The organism is Glaciihabitans sp. GrIS 2.15, from assembly GCF_035984695.1.
Taxonomy (GTDB): domain Bacteria; phylum Actinomycetota; class Actinomycetes; order Actinomycetales; family Microbacteriaceae; genus Lacisediminihabitans.
Genome location: NZ_JAXCHU010000007.1, coordinates 156,817 through 174,910, shown reverse-complemented (window position 1 = coordinate 174,910; position 18,094 = coordinate 156,817). Strand labels below are relative to the sequence as shown.

The 18,094-nt window shown below is 60.3% G+C and carries 11 protein-coding genes; 4 read left to right on the top strand and 7 right to left on the bottom strand.

What is annotated here, in order from left to right; all coding sequences use genetic code 11:
- Complete coding sequence (locus RCH11_RS11710; RefSeq protein ID WP_327057189.1) at positions 1-2,940, bottom strand: helicase-related protein; 2,940 nt, start codon at positions 2,938-2,940, stop codon at positions 1-3.
- Positions 2,941-3,147: 207 nt separating this feature from the next.
- Between RCH11_RS11710 and RCH11_RS11705 the strand changes: the two genes are divergently transcribed.
- Positions 3,148-6,459 carry a hypothetical protein gene (locus RCH11_RS11705; RefSeq protein ID WP_327057188.1) on the top strand — a complete coding sequence of 1,104 codons (3,312 nt, stop codon included), beginning with the start codon at positions 3,148-3,150 and terminating at the stop codon, positions 6,457-6,459.
- The gene (locus RCH11_RS11700; RefSeq protein WP_327057187.1) at positions 6,447-11,477 is read left to right on the top strand and encodes a DEAD/DEAH box helicase; all 5,031 of its coding nucleotides are present in this window, start codon (positions 6,447-6,449) and stop codon (positions 11,475-11,477) included. The genes RCH11_RS11705 and RCH11_RS11700 overlap by 13 nt, the downstream gene beginning before the upstream one ends.
- A gap of 201 nt (positions 11,478-11,678) precedes the next feature.
- On the opposite strand, the gene RCH11_RS11695 is transcribed toward RCH11_RS11700, so the two are convergent.
- The 4 genes from RCH11_RS11695 to RCH11_RS11680 all read right to left on the bottom strand — a co-directional run bounded on the left by RCH11_RS11695 (position 11,679) and on the right by RCH11_RS11680 (position 14,067).
- A complete protein-coding gene (locus RCH11_RS11695) occupies positions 11,679-12,431 on the bottom strand; it encodes a TY-Chap2 family putative peptide chaperone (RefSeq protein WP_327057186.1) in 753 nt (250 codons plus the stop codon).
- A 28-nt stretch (positions 12,432-12,459) separates the two neighbouring features.
- Positions 12,460-13,215 carry a hypothetical protein gene (locus RCH11_RS11690; protein ID WP_327057185.1) on the bottom strand — a complete coding sequence of 252 codons (756 nt, stop codon included), beginning with the start codon at positions 13,213-13,215 and terminating at the stop codon, positions 12,460-12,462.
- Positions 13,216-13,322: 107 nt separating this feature from the next.
- Positions 13,323-13,508 (bottom strand): hypothetical protein, encoded by a 186-nt coding sequence (locus RCH11_RS11685; protein WP_327057184.1) that lies wholly within the window; start codon positions 13,506-13,508, stop codon positions 13,323-13,325.
- 151 nt (positions 13,509-13,659) lie between these two features.
- Complete coding sequence (locus tag RCH11_RS11680; RefSeq protein ID WP_327057183.1) at positions 13,660-14,067, bottom strand: hypothetical protein; 408 nt, start codon at positions 14,065-14,067, stop codon at positions 13,660-13,662.
- A 299-nt stretch (positions 14,068-14,366) separates the two neighbouring features.
- On the opposite strand from RCH11_RS11680, the gene RCH11_RS11675 reads away from it, so the two are divergent.
- Positions 14,367-15,092, top strand: a complete 726-nt coding sequence (locus RCH11_RS11675) for a DUF6994 family protein (protein WP_327057182.1) — start codon at positions 14,367-14,369, stop codon at positions 15,090-15,092.
- 45 nt (positions 15,093-15,137) lie between these two features.
- On the opposite strand, the gene RCH11_RS11670 is transcribed toward RCH11_RS11675, so the two are convergent.
- Positions 15,138-15,746, bottom strand: a complete 609-nt coding sequence (locus tag RCH11_RS11670) for a helicase associated domain-containing protein (protein ID WP_327057181.1) — start codon at positions 15,744-15,746, stop codon at positions 15,138-15,140.
- Between the two features lie 65 nt (positions 15,747-15,811).
- On the opposite strand from RCH11_RS11670, the gene RCH11_RS11665 reads away from it, so the two are divergent.
- Complete coding sequence (locus tag RCH11_RS11665) at positions 15,812-16,288, top strand: hypothetical protein (protein ID WP_327057180.1); 477 nt, start codon at positions 15,812-15,814, stop codon at positions 16,286-16,288.
- Between the two features lie 504 nt (positions 16,289-16,792).
- Here RCH11_RS11665 and RCH11_RS11660 read toward each other — a convergent pair.
- The gene (locus RCH11_RS11660) at positions 16,793-18,046 is read right to left on the bottom strand and encodes a hypothetical protein (RefSeq protein ID WP_327057179.1); all 1,254 of its coding nucleotides are present in this window, start codon (positions 18,044-18,046) and stop codon (positions 16,793-16,795) included.
- Positions 18,047-18,094: the final 48 nt, after the last annotated feature.

Genomic DNA, 18,094 nt, shown 5'->3' with positions numbered 1-18,094 from the left:
CTACTCCCCTGCCGTTTCGTCGTCGGCATAGTCCCTCGGCACCACCACGAGCAGCGGACGCACAAGCTGCTGGTGCGGCTTCATCGACTCGGCCATCACCCGCTCCTGCTCCACTGTGAGGCGGCGCGACTTGAGACCTTCCAGCTGGGTGAGAACGTCTGCCTTTCGCTCCCACTCTTCAATGCGGGTCGACCACGACTCGATGCGCTGCTCGATCGCCGCTTTCGACGACTCAGCGAGCAGCGCCGCATCTTTTCGAGCGGCGCGAACGGCGGGCGCGATCAACTTCTGCAGCGACGCCACGTCTACAGCGCCTGAGTTGACCTGAGATGAGGCCGAGAAACCAACTTCCGCGAGAGCTGTTTTCGCGGTCGCGTGCACCATCGTGATCATGAAGTTTGTGTTCTCGATGTCGGGCACACTCACCGTGAGGAAGGCGCTAGCCACAACTTGGCCGCGAAGATTCGTCAAGGTCGACAGAAGCAGAATCGTCGGGTAGTCCACGTCGCCGCGCACTGCGAACACCTCGTTGCGGCCCAGCTTGGAAAGCGCGCGGTCGCTGGCCCACTCCAGCACCGGATGCAGCGGGCCGAGATAGTGGGCCTCAGGCCACAGTGACGTGCTCGCCTTGTTGTCGCGGGCATCCTGCAGAAGATCCTTGCCTCGCTGAAGCGATACGACGAGCTTGAGGTCCTCGACGACCTTGCGGTCTCGCAGGTAACTCTGAGGTAGGACCTCGAGTCGCTGGGCGAGGTCGCGGGTAGGCACCATCTCGACTATTCCGTGCGAGAGGCTCTCTTTCCAGCCCACACCCCCAGCAGATGGTGCGGCGGCTGGTGCCGCAAATGTCTCAATTAGAGCCTCCCGTAGGAACGTGGTGTCGTCGGGAAACAGGCCAGACGAGGCATCCACGGTCATCGCAGTCTCGGTGGGCGAAACGACGAGGCCGCTGCTCTGCTGCATTGCGAGCTTGGCCAGCAGCGAGCCGATCGGATCACTTTCTCCTGACAGCGCCTGCTCGATGGTAGGGATTACATCGTCGGCATCACGCCCGGCCGCAAGGGCCTTCTTGATCTCGTCCTCTTCGGCGCCGGCGTCGTATTTGCCCATGAGGGAGGCGACGTCGCCGAGCGCCGTGTGCGCCTCTCGCTCACGGTCGAGCAGGCGCTGGAGCACACGCACATCTCCCGAGAACCGGGCATTCGACGGGCTCAGCAGCATCGTCGTAATCTGCGGCCGTTTCTTCTGGCCGTAGCGGTCGATGCGGCCGTTGCGTTGCTCGATGCGAATGAGGCTCCACGGAATATCGAAATGGATGAGTTCGTGGCACTGCGAATGCAGGTTGACGCCCTCGGAGGCCACGTCTCCCGTAACAAGAAGCCGAATCGGCGATGACGATTGCTTGAAGCTCTCGACTGTCTCCTGCTGCTCGACGTCGCTGAGGCCACCATGAAGGATCTTGATCTGGTCGTCTTTGAGCTTGAGATCCCTGCTGAGCTTCGCGTGTAACCACTCCAGGGTGGCGACACGCTCGGAGAACACCACAGCGCGCTCGGCGCCGGAGGGCCCGACACTAATGCCACGGAGGTACTCCAGCAGTTTTGTGTACTTCGCCGAGATGCCGGCGAGACAATCATCGGCGAGCGCCAGCAGGCGCTCCAGTGCTTCCACCTCACGTGCCTGGGCTGCGGAGGACGACCGGTCGAGCTTCTTCAGCCGTTCCTTCGTAGAGTCCCGCAACGCCGCGGGCGATGAAAGGAATGCCTTCGCGAGTGTCCAGGGGAAGAGGGCGGAGTTGTTGCCCGAGTAGGGTGATGCTCCGGCCTTGGGGTGCAGCCAGACGTCGGAGAGTTCATCCGCCACGGCGTCTTCCTCGGGTGACGCGTCGACCAAGAAGTGTTGCGGGTCCAATCGCTCGGCCCAGTCAGCACCGACCTCGCGCGCAACCTCTTCGCTGTTGCGATGACGGCGGATGATGAGCCGCTTTACTTCGGACTCGATGATGTCGCCGTCGGGGGTCACGGCAGTCGGCTCGAGAAGGCGGATCAGCTTGGCGAAGGATTCCTTCTTGCCGTTGTGCGGGGTAGCGCTGGCGAGAATGAGGGCTTCGGTGTTCTTGGCGAGCACATTTGCCAGCATGTTGGCGAGCGTTGCTCCGGTGATGTTGTGCGATTCATCGATGACGACCGCGTCCCACTTGTGCTTCGCCAAATGCGCCCGGTACTTGTCCTGTTTGAGGGTGTCGATCGAGATGATCGCGCGCTTGTACAGACTGAACGGGTTGCGGGTGGCCGGCAGCTTCTGCCGCACTCGTTGGATGCCCACAGAGTCGAGGCGCACGAAAGGCAGCGCGAACCGGGTCCACATCTCGTGTTGCATCTGTTCGAGCACGTGTCGTGGGGTGACGATGAGGATTCGCTCCCCGCGCCCTCGCCTAACCAACTCCGAAAGGATCATGCCGATCTCCAGCGTCTTGCCGAGGCCGACTGCATCCGCAATCAGGATTCGGGGGCGCAAGTTCTCGGGGTCAAGTGCCTTACGCCCGGCGGTCTGCTGGTACCCGAGCGGGTCAGCGAGCATCCGCGTGGAGACGGTGAGTTCGGGAGCGTTAAGCGGAACTGGCGACTTGCGCAGCGTCGCCTCGAGCCACAGCTTCGCCCTGCGATAGCCAGACGAGTCGTCGCCCTTTACGGTGGCCTGTTCCGGGTCAAGCGGGACGATCGTATCTATATCGCTGTAAAAGGAGGCCGTGGTATCACGCACCAGCTCGGAGAGGCCCTGCACTCGAATAAGTAGACCCGAGGTTGTCATCTCGGTATTCGTGACAAGCCAAGTGACGTCGCGTACAACGACGATCGAGCCGGGGGCGACGTTCAATTCGGCTGCGCTGTCGGTCGTGACGCCAATTCCTTCAGCGTCTTCTATGACACCCAGTGACACCTTGCCCCCTTGTTTTGCGATGAGCGGTTGAATGCTCTTGATAGATTCTCATCGCCAGTGCTACACGCAGCACACTCTACCGAAACCGTACAACCAGGTCGTTCACTCCCCGAAATGGGGTAGCGCGCTCTCATCGTGTACGGCCAATGTCTGAGGGTGGCCATAACCTGCAAAGCTTTGTAACTTTGACCCAATCAGGAGGACACCATGGACGAGCTGATAGAACTTCGCGAACGCGAGGTGCAGTGGCGTCAGCGTCTCGTTGGCACCTCCTTGGTGATGGAGGCGGACGTAGATCAAGACGAGGCCACAGAGTCCTTCAGTTGGCTTGGCAATAGATATCGCACTTGTCACACCCGCGACGAGCGAAGAGAGCTCTTGTCGCTGTTTAGAGCAAGCTTTCTCGTTGGACTCACCGCAGTGGGTGGTCGAGATTACGACGAAGGCACCTTCTGGCCCTTCGTCAACACAGCTTTTGGCGTGACCCTGTCGCAAGGCGACATCGACCTGGTTTCGACTAGGTACAAGGAGATTCTCACCCACTACGGACTCCGTCGATTCGCGACTCCGATGGCCAATGTTGGCGAGATCCTCATGCACGCTGGCGTGCCTGTTGGAAGCGTCGAGGGATTTCTTCGATTGCTGGTTAAACAGGATCGACGGGGATCTGGCACCAGCGGAGCAATGTTCTCTGCCTGGGCAAAATCGCAAAACCGGCAGTCCGCGGCGATGTTGGGACTTGATGCACCGACTTGGCGATTCCTGCGCGAAGGGGGCGAAATCGCCGAGGATTTCGTTGATCGCTGCCTCTCGGCCTTCGACGCGGCCACCAGCGGCGGCCTTGCGCCGGAGTCCGGGCTCTCGCGGCATATCCTGGACGAGATCTTGCGACTTGTCGAGACACGAGCGCTCGTGTCCCGACCCGGGCGCGGAGCGAGAACTCGCGAGGCAATCTACGTTCCGATGCTCATTTGGGACGGAGCTGCGCATGGAGTGGCGATCGTTCTGCCCGAGCTTGAAGTGATTCTCGAACAGACAGTTCGCTGGACATTGACATCGGAAGGTCAGTCGGCATTGTACTCGGCTGAACCGCCATGGCCGGGAGTCCCCGCGAAGACCATCATTCATTCGCTCCCTCGGCCCACGAAGGCCGTCTCCGTGCGAGCACGGCCAGGCGAGCAGGAATGGGATGTGGTGGTGGTGGATCCGGACGATCCGATGCTGGTTTTTGACCCATCAAGCGGGGCGATCATCCCCGCGCGCAACTCACTCCCCCGTGATCGCGTCGTTATTGGGGTGCCGCGAATCGAAAGCCAAACGCTCGAGGAACTCGTCGAATTCGATGGCGAAAGCTCGATCACCTCTTACCACGAGTCCCCTTTTGGCTGGGAGTCCTGGGCATTCGCGACCGTCGACTTGGGGAATGTCAGAAAGGTACGCCGAGGCGAGGACCGCTGGCGATTCGTCTCAACATCCACACGACCCCAGGTGACCTATCCGGCAACGCTTCTCGGTGCCATGACGGCAGATGATTTACCGGTCTACATGGACGTACCGGGCGTAATTCTCCCGGCCACGAGTGAGGCAAGCGACCATTCCTTGCCATGGTCAATTTCGCTGACGGAAGAGACAACCGGCAGAACGCTGTGGACCACCGAGGTCCGGCCCACGCGCGATCCGCAGGACATCTCACTGTGGCCGGATCGGCCGTCGACCTTGCTGGGCGAGTACGTCATAGGCGTTCGCGGCGCACTGGGTCGAGGGCTCACTCGTCGGGTCGCCATCGCCGAGGGCTGGAAGGCCACTCATCAGCCGCTGTTCCGATATTTGACCCCCGATGGAAAGGGTTTGGAGTCGGCAACCGTATCGCTTTCCAACGATCGGGGCCGCGACCAGGCCGTGACGCTCGACCGAAGCACTCAGTCGTCGATGACGACTCTCACCGATGAGACAGGAACGATAGAGGTAACGGTCTGCGTGCCCCACATGAGTATTGCTGTGACGCGCGATGGATCGCTGCCCGTCATCACCCTGCTTCCGCAGTCTGTAGACGTCGAATCCCTTGAGGACGCCCACCTCCGTGTCACCGTCCCCGTTGGATTGCGCGCAACGCTGGGGCTGCTTGCCGCAGGTCGCGTTGAGCAAACGATTGACGGAGGTATTTCCAACCAACGTGCATACGCGAGCTTCAACCTCGGCCAATTCGCCGATACCGGTCGTTCCGTGCGGTCAGCTGTGTTGCAGCTACGCATCGGCGAACGTTCCGTTCCCGTGGGAACTCTCCGACCGCGGAAACTCGCCGATGAGCTCACCTTCGACGCCGAAGTTGGCGCTCTTCATGTCTCACCAGGGGCACCTGCGGGGCTCACTGCGGCGCTCTATCCCAGATATGCACCATGGGAGGAGCCGACGGTGATCAACTTCCCGGCCGGTGCTTTGTACGCTGAGATGGCGAGCGTACTGACCGAAGTTGGCGAGGCAACTGTCATGCTCCGAATTGATGACCCGTGGTCTCCGTCGCCCTGGCCGGCAAAGCCTGATCGACTTGATCCAAATGTGTTTTTCATTTCGATGCTGCCGCTTCAGGCGGCAGACGGGTCACCTGAGGTTGGATTCTCACGGTGGCTCGCTGGCTTGGACGAGATTCCGAGTGCGCCGAGTGCCCTCCCGCTCGCGGCAAAGGTCTTGTCGCTGCTCGGCAAATTTGAGTCGACTCGCACATTTACCTCAATTCGATCTCAGCTCTCCGAATTGTTTGGGAAATATCCAGCGCTATTCATCGACACCGCCATGCAAGCGCCACTTGAGCCATCTGTGCTCATGCGCCTAGTCGTCGATAGTGATCTCGCAGCAACCGGGAGTGAGATTCCGCCGCCGGTTCCCGGCAGCTGGCCTCTGAATTCATTCCTTGGCCTTGTGGGCGACTATGAAGGCACTCAAGAGGATTCCGACCCTGAATTCATCAGCAACCTGGAGAATTTTGCCGGTCTCAGTGCGCTTACTCTGCTCGACACCGGAGTCGACCAACACGCGAGGGTCGGGCGGTTCGACGACAACACTCGTATTCTGAATAACTTTCCACCCGACAGACTTGAACAGATTTGGGCGGCAGCGAGCCCGATACCCGGACGTCTCCTTCAGCTCGATACACGAATGATTGCTGCCCGTCAGCTTTTCGATGCTCGCAATGCTCGGACACTGCGCGATCTCGTCGGGTCGTCGAGAACTGTCTTGGAGAGAACAAAAAGCGCCATATTTGCGGTCTTCGGGCCGGGCGGAGAAGAACCCGTTGAAGCACGAATCGGTAGTGACGGGTGGAGAAACCTTCCTGCGCTCTCAATGGCTCTCGCCATCGTTGCGCGACTGGCAGCGCGCGACCTCGGCAACGCGCGCGGCATCTACGCGGGAATGCGCGACCACTACGCCCAATTGGCTGAAGCGGCACCGGCTTTCGTCGAACAGGACCTCGTTATCGCTGAATTGTGGATCATGAACTGGAGAAACGAATGGACGCGATAGACCCGATTGCCGTTAGCGCGAATATTGCCGAGGACTATCGCCGATATCTTTCGTCGCTCATTTCCCCTCGTGACCCCAAGCTCGCTGAAGGGCTACGAAAGGCAATCGCGGCGGCCGCAACTGAAGGGCTCACGAAGGGACCATACCTCGAGATCACCCCGCCATATGCGACCGGCGCCAGTATTCGAGAGCTGATTGAGCAGGGAGTTCTGACGGAGAGGTTCGCCCGATTTGCTTCGCCGGCATTCCCTTTGGACAGGCCCGTCTACAAGCATCAGGAAACGGCAATCCGGCAGATTACGGCTGGTCGAAATGCGATCGTAGCGACGGGAACTGGATCAGGAAAGACAGAGAGCTTCCTGATCCCGATTCTCAATCACCTTCAAGTCGAGGCGGCCGCCGGCACCCTCACGTCGGGAGTTCGCGCACTCCTGTTGTACCCGATGAACGCACTGGCAAATGACCAGCTCAAGCGCCTGCGCCAGATGCTGGCAGCCACTCCAGAGATCACCTTCGGTCGATACACAGGCGAGACGCTCGAAGAAGCGGGCCAAGCTGAGAAGAAATTCAAGGCTCAGAATCCCGGCGTGGAAAGGCTCCCAAATGAGCTCCTGAGTCGCGAAGAGATGCGCGCCACTCCCCCGCATCTGCTGCTCACCAATTACGCAATGCTGGAGTATCTGCTGCTTCGGCCCAAGGACATGGATCTTTTCGAGACTGGGGACGACACCTGGAAGTTTCTCGTTGTCGATGAGGCCCACGTCTATGACGGAGCGACCGGTGCGGAAGTGGCCTTTCTGATTCGCCGGCTGAGGGAACGGGTCGGTTCTGCGAAGCAACTCCAATACGTCGCCACCAGTGCCACGGTTGGAAGTGACCTGGAACGCGCTGCTCACTTCGCTGAGACACTTTTCGGTTCGAGGTTTTCAGGTGATGCCGATGTCGTCACCGCCACACGTCTGCCGTGGGGCGCCAAGAAGGTGTGGGGTCGACTCACTAACTCGGATCTGGCAAACCGTTTCAGCGACGAGGACTTGATCAACGCCGGGAAGCTGAAGGGTTCCAACGCGGCAACTCTCCACGACACGCTAGCCGGCGAAACCACTCTCGCCGAGACTGTTCGTCTCGCCTCTGAAAAGCCGAGGACACTGAACGAAGTGCTCAGTCGTGTCGGTTCTGATGCGGATATCACGGCGAAAGATTTGAAAGATCTTGTGTCGATGGCAGCTCGATCTACTGATGCGAATGGTGTGCCGCTTCTCTCGGCCAAATATCATCTTTTTGCCCGAGCGACGGAAGGCGCCTTCACCTGTCTTTCGCCGTCGGGCCCTCACGTCTCCTTGGCGCGTCAGGAACGTTGCAGCGAATGCTCGTGGTCAGTCTTCGAGATCGCTGCCTGTCAGAAGTGCGGTGGAACGTACTTCGCCGGCACCGTTCGGAACGATAGTGGCCGGCGATACTTCACTCCCAAGACATCGGTAACTGAGGCCATGATGTGGCTGTCGATCGACCTCTCGGACAGCGGGTCGGCGGATGGCGACCTGGAAGACGAGGACGACGTGGTGCTGGACAACGATGCGATGACTGCAGTGCAGTCTGAGCGCATCACATTGTGCGGCAAATGCGGCTTGATCGATCCCGGCGGTGCTTCCTCGTGCACAAACCCCGAGTGTGGCAATGGGGCCATGACGCGTGTGCTTCGCGTTAATAACCCTGGTGCCGTTGTCAAAAAGTGTCTCCAGTGCGGAGCGCAGGGTGAACGAACAATTCGTCGGTTTGAGAGTGGTAACGACGCGTCGGTCAGCGTGCTGACCACCAGCCTGTACCAAGCAATGCCTGCTGCCTCGATAGAAGACCAGGGCGATCGTCCGGGTGGGGGACGCAAGCTTCTTGTCTTCAGCGACAGCAGACAGCAAGCTGCCTATTTCGCCCCGTACTTGGAACAGACCTATGGCCGTTTCGCTCAGCGACGCCTCCTCTATGGCGCAGTAGGTCGCGCTTTCTTTGAAGGAGTTCCCGCCGCGGTCTCTGACATCGCGACAGTCACCCGAAAGCTCGCGGACGATGCCGCGTTCTTCGATGCGACAGACACGCCTCTCAGCAAGCAGACCGCAACGGAGACGTGGCTACAACGAGAGCTCAATGGTCTCGATGAACGTATCTCTCTTGAAGGTGTCGGCCTCGTCGCGTGGTCGATGAGGCCTCCAACTGACTTGACAGTCCTGGCTCCCCTCCGGAACCTCGGATTCTCAGACGATGAAGCGATCGACCTGTTGCAGGAACTCGTACGCACTCTGCGCACACAAGGTGCGTTGAGCGCGCAGCCACAGGTCAACCTCAAGGACGAAGCTTTCGAGCCGCGCCTCGGCCCTATCTATGTTCGAAGCAACGGCTCGGACAGTAAGAGGAAGGTTCTCAGTTGGGTGCCGACATCCAGCAGGAACCGGCGATCCGACTACTTGCGAAAGGTGTTTGAGGCTCGAAGTATTGACCCGAGCAAGCTGGATGATGTTCTGCAAGGAATGTGGCGAATGCTAGATCGCCGTGATGGCCCACTTTCCCACTGGCTAGCCGCAAGCGCACAAGGCGCGTTGGGCATCGTCTATCAATTGAATGTTGAGTCCGTACATGGCGAGATCCTCACAGATAATTCGTCGCTCTTCCGTTGCGACGTTTGCACGCGATTGACTCATCGGTCGGTGAGCGGTGTGTGCTCGGCTTATCGATGTGAGGGCACCCTCATCGGCTGGGCTCTACCGCCGAAAGAGAAGGATGACAGCCACTACCGCGCGTTGTACCGGAACCTGAAGCCCATTCCCCTTACCGCCATGGAGCACACCGCTCAATGGTCGAGCGACAAGGCCGCCTCGATCCAGCAGGACTTCATCATGGGAAGAACCAACGTTCTCTCCTGCTCCACAACATTTGAACTCGGCGTTGATGTTGGTGACCTGCAATCGGTGTTACTGAAAAACGTCCCGCCTACCGTCGCGAATTATGTCCAGCGCGCCGGACGCGCCGGTCGCCGACTAGATAATGCTGCCCTAGTCGTTACCTACGCGCAGCGCCGTTCACACGACCTCACCAGCTACGCCGACCCAGCAATGATCATTGCTGGCACTGTTCGCCCTCCGGTCGTGCCGATTGATAATCCTCGGATCGCTCAGCGGCATCTCTTCTCGGTCGCTTTTGCTGCTTTCTTCCGCGAACAGTACCTCTGGGCGGGAGAAGTGTTTCCGAATGTTGAAAGGTTCTTTGGAAAAAACGAAATGGGTGTGGTCCCGGCCTCCCTCGTAGAGCCCTGGCTCAGGGCCAAGCCGAGGGCAGTCGTCGACGCGGTAGCCGAGGTCATAGATTCTTCGATCGCAGAGTCTGAGGAGCTGCAGTGGGACGAGTGGACTCGTGAGCTTTTCGAACTCCTCAACTTGGTGGCAAGCGACCACACAGATGAAATGGCGCTCTACGAAGCCGCCATCGAAGCCGCCTACGCCGCCAAGCAAGGCGGTTACGGCGACAAGCTCGATCGCACCATGAAGACGCTCCAGAAGATGGACTTGCTCGGGTTTCTGGCCAACAGAAATTTACTGCCAAAGTATGGTTTCCCCGTCGACACCGTTGGTATGCGAACCAGCGCTAGTGGCACCGATGTGGCGACCCAACTCGACCTCTCTCGCGATCTCTCTCAGGCGATATTCGAATACGCTCCGGGCGCGAAGCTGGTTGCGGGCGGTTACTTATGGGAATCAGTGGGTGTGGCTCGCAAGGCGGGCAAAGAAAACGAAAGCAAGCACTTCAGGATTTGCAAGAATTGCGATCGCTACTCAGAATCTCTTGAACTGGATGACTCACCATGCGCGGAATGTGGTGAAGCGGCTACTGGAATGCCACACAAGTACGTTGAACCTCGTTTCGGATTCCTTGGCGACGGTGGCAAGCAGAGGCCTGGTGACAGTCCTCCCCGCGTGAGCTGGCGTGGACAGACTCGGTTGGCGTCCGACGGCATCGTGGCCGACACATCGACGGGTTCCTTCCCCGGGGGTGAGGTCACATCCACCACCCTGGAACGCGCGTTCATGGTGAAACTCAACAATGGGTCCACGGATGGAGGCTTCCGCATCTGCAACTTCTGCGGATTTGGGATGGACTTCAAATCCGCTTGGCCAACAAGTCACAACAACCCGATGAATGGTCGGACGTGCACTGGGAACTACTCGGTACAGGCCTTGGCACATAAATTCCAGACGGATGTTGCTCGTTTCGAGTTTCCCTTTGCTTGGGGCGAAAAGAACGAAGCTCCCGGCATCGCGCGATCTGTCATGTACGCCGTGCTGAATGGCGCAGCAAATTCGTTGCAAATCTCACCGAACAACATTGATGCGACCATTACGCAGTTGTCGTCCGCGAAAGCAACAATCAATATTGTCGACACGGTTCCGGGCGGTGCCGGCTATGCAAAGCTCATCGCAAAGTCGATCGTTGGAGTGCTGACCTCTGCGCTCGACATTGTCACGCGGTGCGAGTGCGGCGAAGAAACGAGTTGCTACATGTGTCTTCGCAGCTATGCCAATCAACGATTCCACGACGAGCTGTCGCGGGGACTCGCAAAGACTTTTTTGGAGCGGGTGCTGCTGAGTTCGTCGGCGGTATTGATGCCTGGCGCAACTAATGGTTCTTGGCCGGCACCATCGATCGAATCGCTTGACGCTTGGGATGAAGCGGTCTTGCTTGGCAACGAAGGTGTCGGTGATTTGGCTCTCTTTCTTCGACGTGGCAACATGCCCGTGCCCGTTGTTGGAGCGGACATCGGACCCGATAACGAGTGGATGATTGAGCTGTCGTGGCCAGGAGCCCACGTCTGCGTCGTGACCGACCTGGATTCAGAACGCGACACGTGGCTAGCGGAGCAAGGCTGGCAGGTATTCAACACCTTGTCCGGGGATGATCTCGAGAGCCTTTCGGATTCCATTGCTGACGCTCTTGAGGGATGGCACGGGCGGGCGCGGATCATCGTCGACTAGCGGCTGAAGCGTCAGCGAGCCATCTGACCCCAGACGCAGGCACGGAAAAGTATTCCGCGCCAGGTTCAAGTTTTCGGCCAGTTGCCTGGCGATGAACCGCGCCAGGCACCGAACCGCAATGGGTGGAGGGACGGTCAGGAGCGCGAGTGCTCGTTGAGATAGCGAGGTGGCCGATACGAACGCTCCCTAGGCCAGACCTCGTTAGGGAAGGTACGGGCCGAGCACGCGGGCAGTGGTGAGGGATAGCTTGCGGTCAATCTGCTCATAGAGCGGCATCAGCTCAGCCGCGCCCATGATCGTGTGGATCACGCCCGCCGAGTCGAAGATCGCAACCGGCTCGAGGTCGCGTAACAGCGCCCAAAACGGTTGGAAGAAGTGGATACCGCGGTTGGTTTCCGCGAGTTCCGCATCGATCGCCAGTGTGTACGCGGCTCGTGCCTCGAGAGCCGATGGGAATTCGTCGAAGTACGCGCAGCCCGGGTTATCCGGGCCTTCGTCGTGCGTCATCGGCGCCGGCACGGCATACCACTCGTGCCGGTCGTCGACCGCGGTCGCCAGTGCGCTCGCGATCACGCGGTAGGCCAGTGATTTCGGTGTGGTGACGGGTGTCGCCTGCGGGATGCCGAGACCGGCCGCCACTTCGATGCGTTTGACGATCTCGTGGGGGCTGAGCGCCGCCATCATCTCGATCCAGCTGATCTTCTGCACTTGGCCGTTGATCAAGAACTTGCATCCGCCCACGAGATCCCACTGGATGCTCATACCGTCCTGCTCGTCGTGCACGAGAACAAGTCGGTTCCCCTCGTCGACCTCCACACCGGAGATGCGGAGATGCGGATGACGCCGCACGAGTTCGCTCGCGATCCACCACATCTGCGCAATGAGAAAGCGGTCAGCGGGAGGGTTGTATTCCTCGAATCCGTCGGGTGCTTCGTGGGAGTCTGAATCCGTCATAGTTTCTGCCCCTTGATCTTGGGAGGTGTCATTGGGTGTTGATGACACCAGTGCTGGTGTCGAAGACAGCCACAGCGCCGGTGACGCCCACCATCGTCAGGGCAAAGGAGTGATTGTTGTCTCGCGGCACGTAGATCATGTGGGCGCCGTCGGGCAGCTTCACGTTTCCGGCCGGTGTGACGATGAAGCCGCCAAAGCTCGCATTCAGAAGGGAGGGGAAACCGCCATCTTGAGAACGTGCCTGCTTGAGGAGGAACACGATAGTGCCTTCGGACTGGGCCAGATTCATCCGGTCCTGCTTGCGCGTGACTGCGACGGCGGGCGCTGGCTGCACAGGTGCCGGTTGAATAGTACGTGGTCGAACGGTCGCCGGAGCAGCGACCGAAATGGGCTGCGTCACCGCCGTCGCCGCCGGATGCTGGTAGAAGTTCACGAGGTGCAGCACCATGACCAGGGTGCCTATTGCGCCGAGAAGGATCCCCAGCGTGGGCATGATTGAGCTTGAGATCCGAGCGTTCTGCCGGTTGCGGAGAGCGGTGAAACCAAGAGCGATCCCAGTGAGACCGACTGTCGAGAAGAGGAAGCCGTTTCCCGCGGTGATGTTCCCGGGCTGGGCGAAGATCATCGCCGCGGCGACAGCTCCGAACAGGAACGAACCGAGCCCCGCGCCGCGCGTCGTGCTCCTGCGGACGGACGCTGCGTAGGCGTACCCATGTTGTGGCGGATGCGTCGGCGGTGGGGGCGGCGGTGTCCAGTCGCGTGGGCCAGGCTGGCTCGGTCGCATCGATCCCCCGAATGTTCGTGTGCTCCTCCTGTCTAACAGGCTGACAGTTGCTCAGATAAGCCCCAGTACGGGGAACCTCGTGAGTTGCCACTCAGAAATACGAGCGACTACGCCTGCGCCGGCTTATCGCCGTCGGGCACGACTCTGCTTCTCGTCTTCGCCGCGCTTTCGTTCTTCCGCAATGCGATCGCCAACTTGAGCGCCAGGTTCACCGCTTCCGCGTTTGTCCTCGCTCCCAGGATCTCCTTCACTTCACGAAGAAGGTCACGATCCACCCGAACCCACACCATCACTCGGTCACCCTTTCCTCGTCCAACGACGCCGTGTCGAGGACGCCCAGATTTCCGTGCCGACCGCTGCGCCCCAGCGAATACACGCGCCGCCAAGGCGGAATGGCGATCCCGCCTTCCACCACTGTCAGGAGATGCTCATACCGGTCCCTGGTCATGGCTGGGGCTCGGCCGCGATGCGGACGATCGTGGCCGTCAGGTGCCAGGTCGCGCCCGAGAGATAGGTTTCATCCGACACGGAGAGCGATCCCTGTTCACCGACCCGCCATCCTGATTCCAGTCGCATCAGAGCCACCGGGTAGAAATCGTACCGACTGGGGCCGGAGTTGGGTCCCGGTCGTCGTTCCCAGGTGTACCGCCCGATCTTCGAGATGACGTGAACGGTGCCGGAGGCCGTCTCGACGAGGTACACGCCCGGCTCGGCCGGGAGCTCTTGCAGTTCATCGGTCACGATTGGCCTTCGTTCGCAGGTGTTCGGAAGAGCGATCCGGCGCGGTCCCACCGGAATGGACGCTGCAAGAACAGTCGCTTCGCCTCCCTCCGGGATCCGGATCACTGTCATTGCCGCTTCCCTGGTTCGCTGACCATCCAGGTTTCCCCTTTCCGCGTAGGAGTCACAGCCCTGTGGCTGGCTGGCGGGCGGTTGCGGCCCGGTTTCACGGTAGGCGAATAGTGATCGGTCTCGATCCCGTGCAGGAATGCTCTTGCTCGTCGGCGTGTGTCGGCACCGATTGTTCTCGCCGGTGCTTCCTCCCACCGTGCCGACTGCAGTTCCAGGAAGTCCGGGACGATGGCATGACCACGCCGTCCGGAGGGGCCCCGTTTGATCGGTTTGTCGGACCCACTGGCTAGTGTCAGAACGTGAGCAATCCATTTGACATCGACGTCACCTTCGACTTCCGGTCCGATACTCCAGCAGGAAAGGACCCCGACAAGCGCAGCCGCAGCCTTCGGCGCTTCCATAAACTGCTGTGGAGCAAGCCGTTACCCAGTCGCGTGCAATTCGATCTGAGCGACACCAGCCCGGGGATCTACTTGCACCACCAGTCGGAACTCGGCGAGTTTTCCCTTTCGAGTGATTCGGTGATTCCGACATTCGACTACTGGCAAGTTCCTCCGCCGTACCTTGCGCACATCCCGGAGGCTGAGCTGGAGGACTTCACCCGAATCAGCTACACCATCGGGGGCATGATGGTCTTCCCGAGCGACCAGATCGACCGCAAACAGACGATCAACCAAGCACGGGGAACGAACAGGACCACAATCGGGGACCGCTTCGATTTGACGCTCGAGTGCATCCGACGCCACTACCGCGGGGAGCGCAACCCCCTCGGTGAAACGTTGACGCGGTATTCCGAGTTCTTCGAGTTGTTCGGTGACTTCCGCGGGTATGTGGACTTCTTTCTGCTGCAGGACCTGGTGATGGATGACTATGACGCTGTTCGCTTCTTTACACCGTTCGCGGATTTCACCACCCCGGCTGTTCCAGAAACCCTGGACGAGTACAAGGGGTACCGCCAGTTGACGATCGATTTTGTCCGGGCGAGAAACCGCCGTATCGCCGACTACTGTCGGGCGTCAGAGTAGCAACCCGAACCTCCGTTGGCCCGGCGGCGCCCGGGCCGTGTCGTGTCAGCGGGTGCTGGCCGAACCCCATCCCCAGATCTTGAGCGTCTCCAGTGTGGAGACGCGATCGACGGGCAGCTGGCCTCGCCGGTGGCGGAGACGCTGTTTGGCCGCCCAGGCGGCCAGATGCCGCTCCCCCGCATCGTTGCTGCTGAGCAGAGGCACGGTGTTGTGTGCCTGGAGGAATGCCCGGTAGGCGTCAAAGTTGTCGGCCCACTGCTGGTCGAGCGGGCTTTCCGAGTAGCCGGGCACGAGGTCGAGTCGATCCCGCTGATAGGCGCAGTGACCCGATTTCAGCGCGAGCCGGCGCTGGTTTCTCAACCAGTTGGCCAAGTGCTGCTCGACAGGGTCGATCTCATCGCTGGTACGGCGGTTGTTCTCTCGGGGGCTTCGTTCGTGGTCATCGATGAAGTGTTCGACATCGTGAAGGTCTCGAATCCAACTGGTGACGCGGTCGCGGGTTGGTGCGCGGTCGCCGGACCTCGCGTCTTCAGCCAGGTCGGCGTGGAGATACCGCAGTGACCATCGCTCGTCGTCGCTGAGGGAGGATGGGTTCTTCTTGTCGAGTTCTGCGTACGCGGCGTGTAGGCGCTGGAGCGGGGATGGGGTGGGCATTCGTGCCTTTCCGAACCGCACGGGTGTGCGTGTTCGAAAGAGACATGCGCGGGGGCGTCGCGTTTGTGACGGCATTCCTGCACGGGAAAGAAAGATTCGGGTCTGGCGATACTGTCGGCAGGGTGTTCACACCCTCAGAAATCGGCGATGACTCCCCCCTCGATGCACTTCACAGCGTGATTCTGGAGAGCGTGCGAATCGGCATCGGGAACTGGCGCTTCCACTTTGCGGGCGTGGAATTCACAGTGTGGGGTGAGCTCTCGATGGTGCGCGATGAGCGCACATTCATAAGGGAATCGCCCGACTTCTTCTCGGAGTTCTTCCGACTGTGGGGATGCGAACTCTCATTCGTGGAGATCGTTGATGAGGTGGTGACGCTCTACTTCGGGAGCGACACCATCACGATCGTCTCGCCGGACGACGGGGAGTTGGCGAGTGTGCTGTTCGACGGGGACGAGCTCGCCGACCTCTGGAACTGGAACGCCGGGACGCTGTCACGCGGTAGAGGAAAGAGGGAGACCTTTGATGGGCTCACGGGGTGAGGCGATGAAAACAACCTCGAAGGAATCAGTTGTCACGAGCATGAGGTCGGTGAAGGGGTGGGCATGGCGAGGAAGGTTACTTCGGCACATTTTCCTGAAGAGTGGCAAGCAGCGCTCGATACGTTGACGGGAAGTTCTTCGTCTTTTCGGCTCGGTATCCGGGCAGCGAGATACATCGAGAAGATTCGACTTCGAACCGGCGTCGGGCCGACATTCGCCGAGCTATTCACCTATCTGTGGCCCGAGCACGGAGGCGTCCTCGGTCCTTTCCCTAACGGGCTTACTGCTGCGCAGCGTGGGAAGGTTCGCGCGGGATTCCGTGCGGCGGTTTCCTCGCGTCTGACCTGGTTGGGTTGGCTTTGCGCAACGGCGAAACCGAGGAGCCTGAGGCCAGGGCCGCGGTTCCACACCCCACCGTTCAAGCCGACGATGCCCCCGAACCGGGGCAACTCTTCGCCGGAATGAGCGGAGGGGAAGCCAAATAGTGCCCGGGGCTGCGCGTCCTCAGCCCTCCTGGTGGTGTTCCTCGTCGTTCGCTCGTCGGAGGAGTGCTCGCTCGGCCATCTTGATGGCGAGCTTATCCGTCATCGATCTGGCCCGGTCGAGAGTCTCGTTGCCGAGGCGCCGGGAGGCATCGACTACTTCCGCTCCCGTATCGAACACGTCGTCCCTGGCCTCGACAGCCGCCTCCACCCAACGTCTCACCTCCAACGACTGTCGGCCGTGCTCGATCCCGAGCCGGCCCTGGAAGTCAACGATGCCGGTCGCGACATGGTTGCTCGAACGCACCACAGCCCGGGAAGAGGTCGGGTGCAGCAGCACTTTTGTGTTGGCCGTACCGGCAGCGGCATCCATGCGGGCCATCAGGTGCTCAGTGCTTCGTGCGATGAGTTCCAACCGATTCTGGCGAGCAGCCCTCAGAGCAAGGCGATGCTGGTCCAGCTCATCCGGAGACGCCTCCAGCACGCGGTCGAGTTCGAGCACGGCGATACCGTCCTGCAGCTGGAAGCACCGAGCCAGAACGGCGAGCCACTCCTGAACCCTGGACTCGGCTTCCTTGGACGTCTTGGCAAGATCACCCATGTTGGTCTTGCGTTCCATCTTCTCCGCGAGTGCGTCGAGTTGACGCAACGTATAGGCCTGAGTTCGCGCTATCGTCACCGACGTGCCCTGCACCTTCGACCACGTGACCTCGGAGACCCGACCCACCTGCTCTCGAATGATCATGGCCTCCTCGATGACGAAGTCCACGCCGATCATGTCCGCCAACACAGCGTCCTTTTGGGCGCGGAGCACGTCGTCGACCTTCTCATCGATAGTGGCGAGATAGTCGGTGATCTCGTCCATGGCCTGTTGCATCGCAAGTTGCGCCATGATCCCCGCGGCACCAGCCAGAATCGCAGGATTGGTCAGAATCGCTCCAGGGCCCTGGACGAACTGAACGATTCCCTTGATCTGGCCACCCGTGCCCTGCACCACGCCCATGCTGAGACCGGAGGTGGAATTCGTCATCAGACCGTGCTTACTGATGAGGTCCGCCGACTGCTGGGTCATCTGCACCCAGCGGCCCGAGCCCGCGGCAATCGCGGAACCGGCCTGTGCGGCTTCGGCCGTGCGAAAAAGCGTGGGCGAGAGTCGGTCCAGTCCGAGGTCCTTCGACTGCAGTTCCTCGGAGATAAGGAAGCGTTCAACCGCCGCCGGATCCCCGATGACCGCCAGGCCATCGCCATCACTGATCAGCTGTATCTCGTCATCCATCGTTGTCTCCTGACAGGTGGGCAGGGAGAGCCCTGCAAAGGACGGGAT

Bases quoted from the DNA above. Each gene is read 5' to 3' on its own strand.
- RCH11_RS11705 (WP_327057188.1), top strand. From the start codon at position 3,148: ATGGACGAGCTGATAGAACTTCGCGAACGCGAGGTGCAGTGGCGTCAG.
- RCH11_RS11700 (WP_327057187.1), top strand. From the start codon at position 6,447: ATGGACGCGATAGACCCGATTGCCGTTAGCGCGAATATTGCCGAGGAC.
- RCH11_RS11695 (WP_327057186.1), bottom strand. From the start codon at position 12,431: ATGACGGATTCAGACTCCCACGAAGCACCCGACGGATTCGAGGAATAC.
- RCH11_RS11690 (WP_327057185.1), bottom strand. From the start codon at position 13,215: ATGCGACCGAGCCAGCCTGGCCCACGCGACTGGACACCGCCGCCCCCA.
- RCH11_RS11680 (WP_327057183.1), bottom strand. From the start codon at position 14,067: ATGACAGTGATCCGGATCCCGGAGGGAGGCGAAGCGACTGTTCTTGCA.
- RCH11_RS11670 (WP_327057181.1), bottom strand. From the start codon at position 15,746: ATGCCCACCCCATCCCCGCTCCAGCGCCTACACGCCGCGTACGCAGAA.
- RCH11_RS11660 (WP_327057179.1), bottom strand. From the start codon at position 18,046: ATGGATGACGAGATACAGCTGATCAGTGATGGCGATGGCCTGGCGGTC.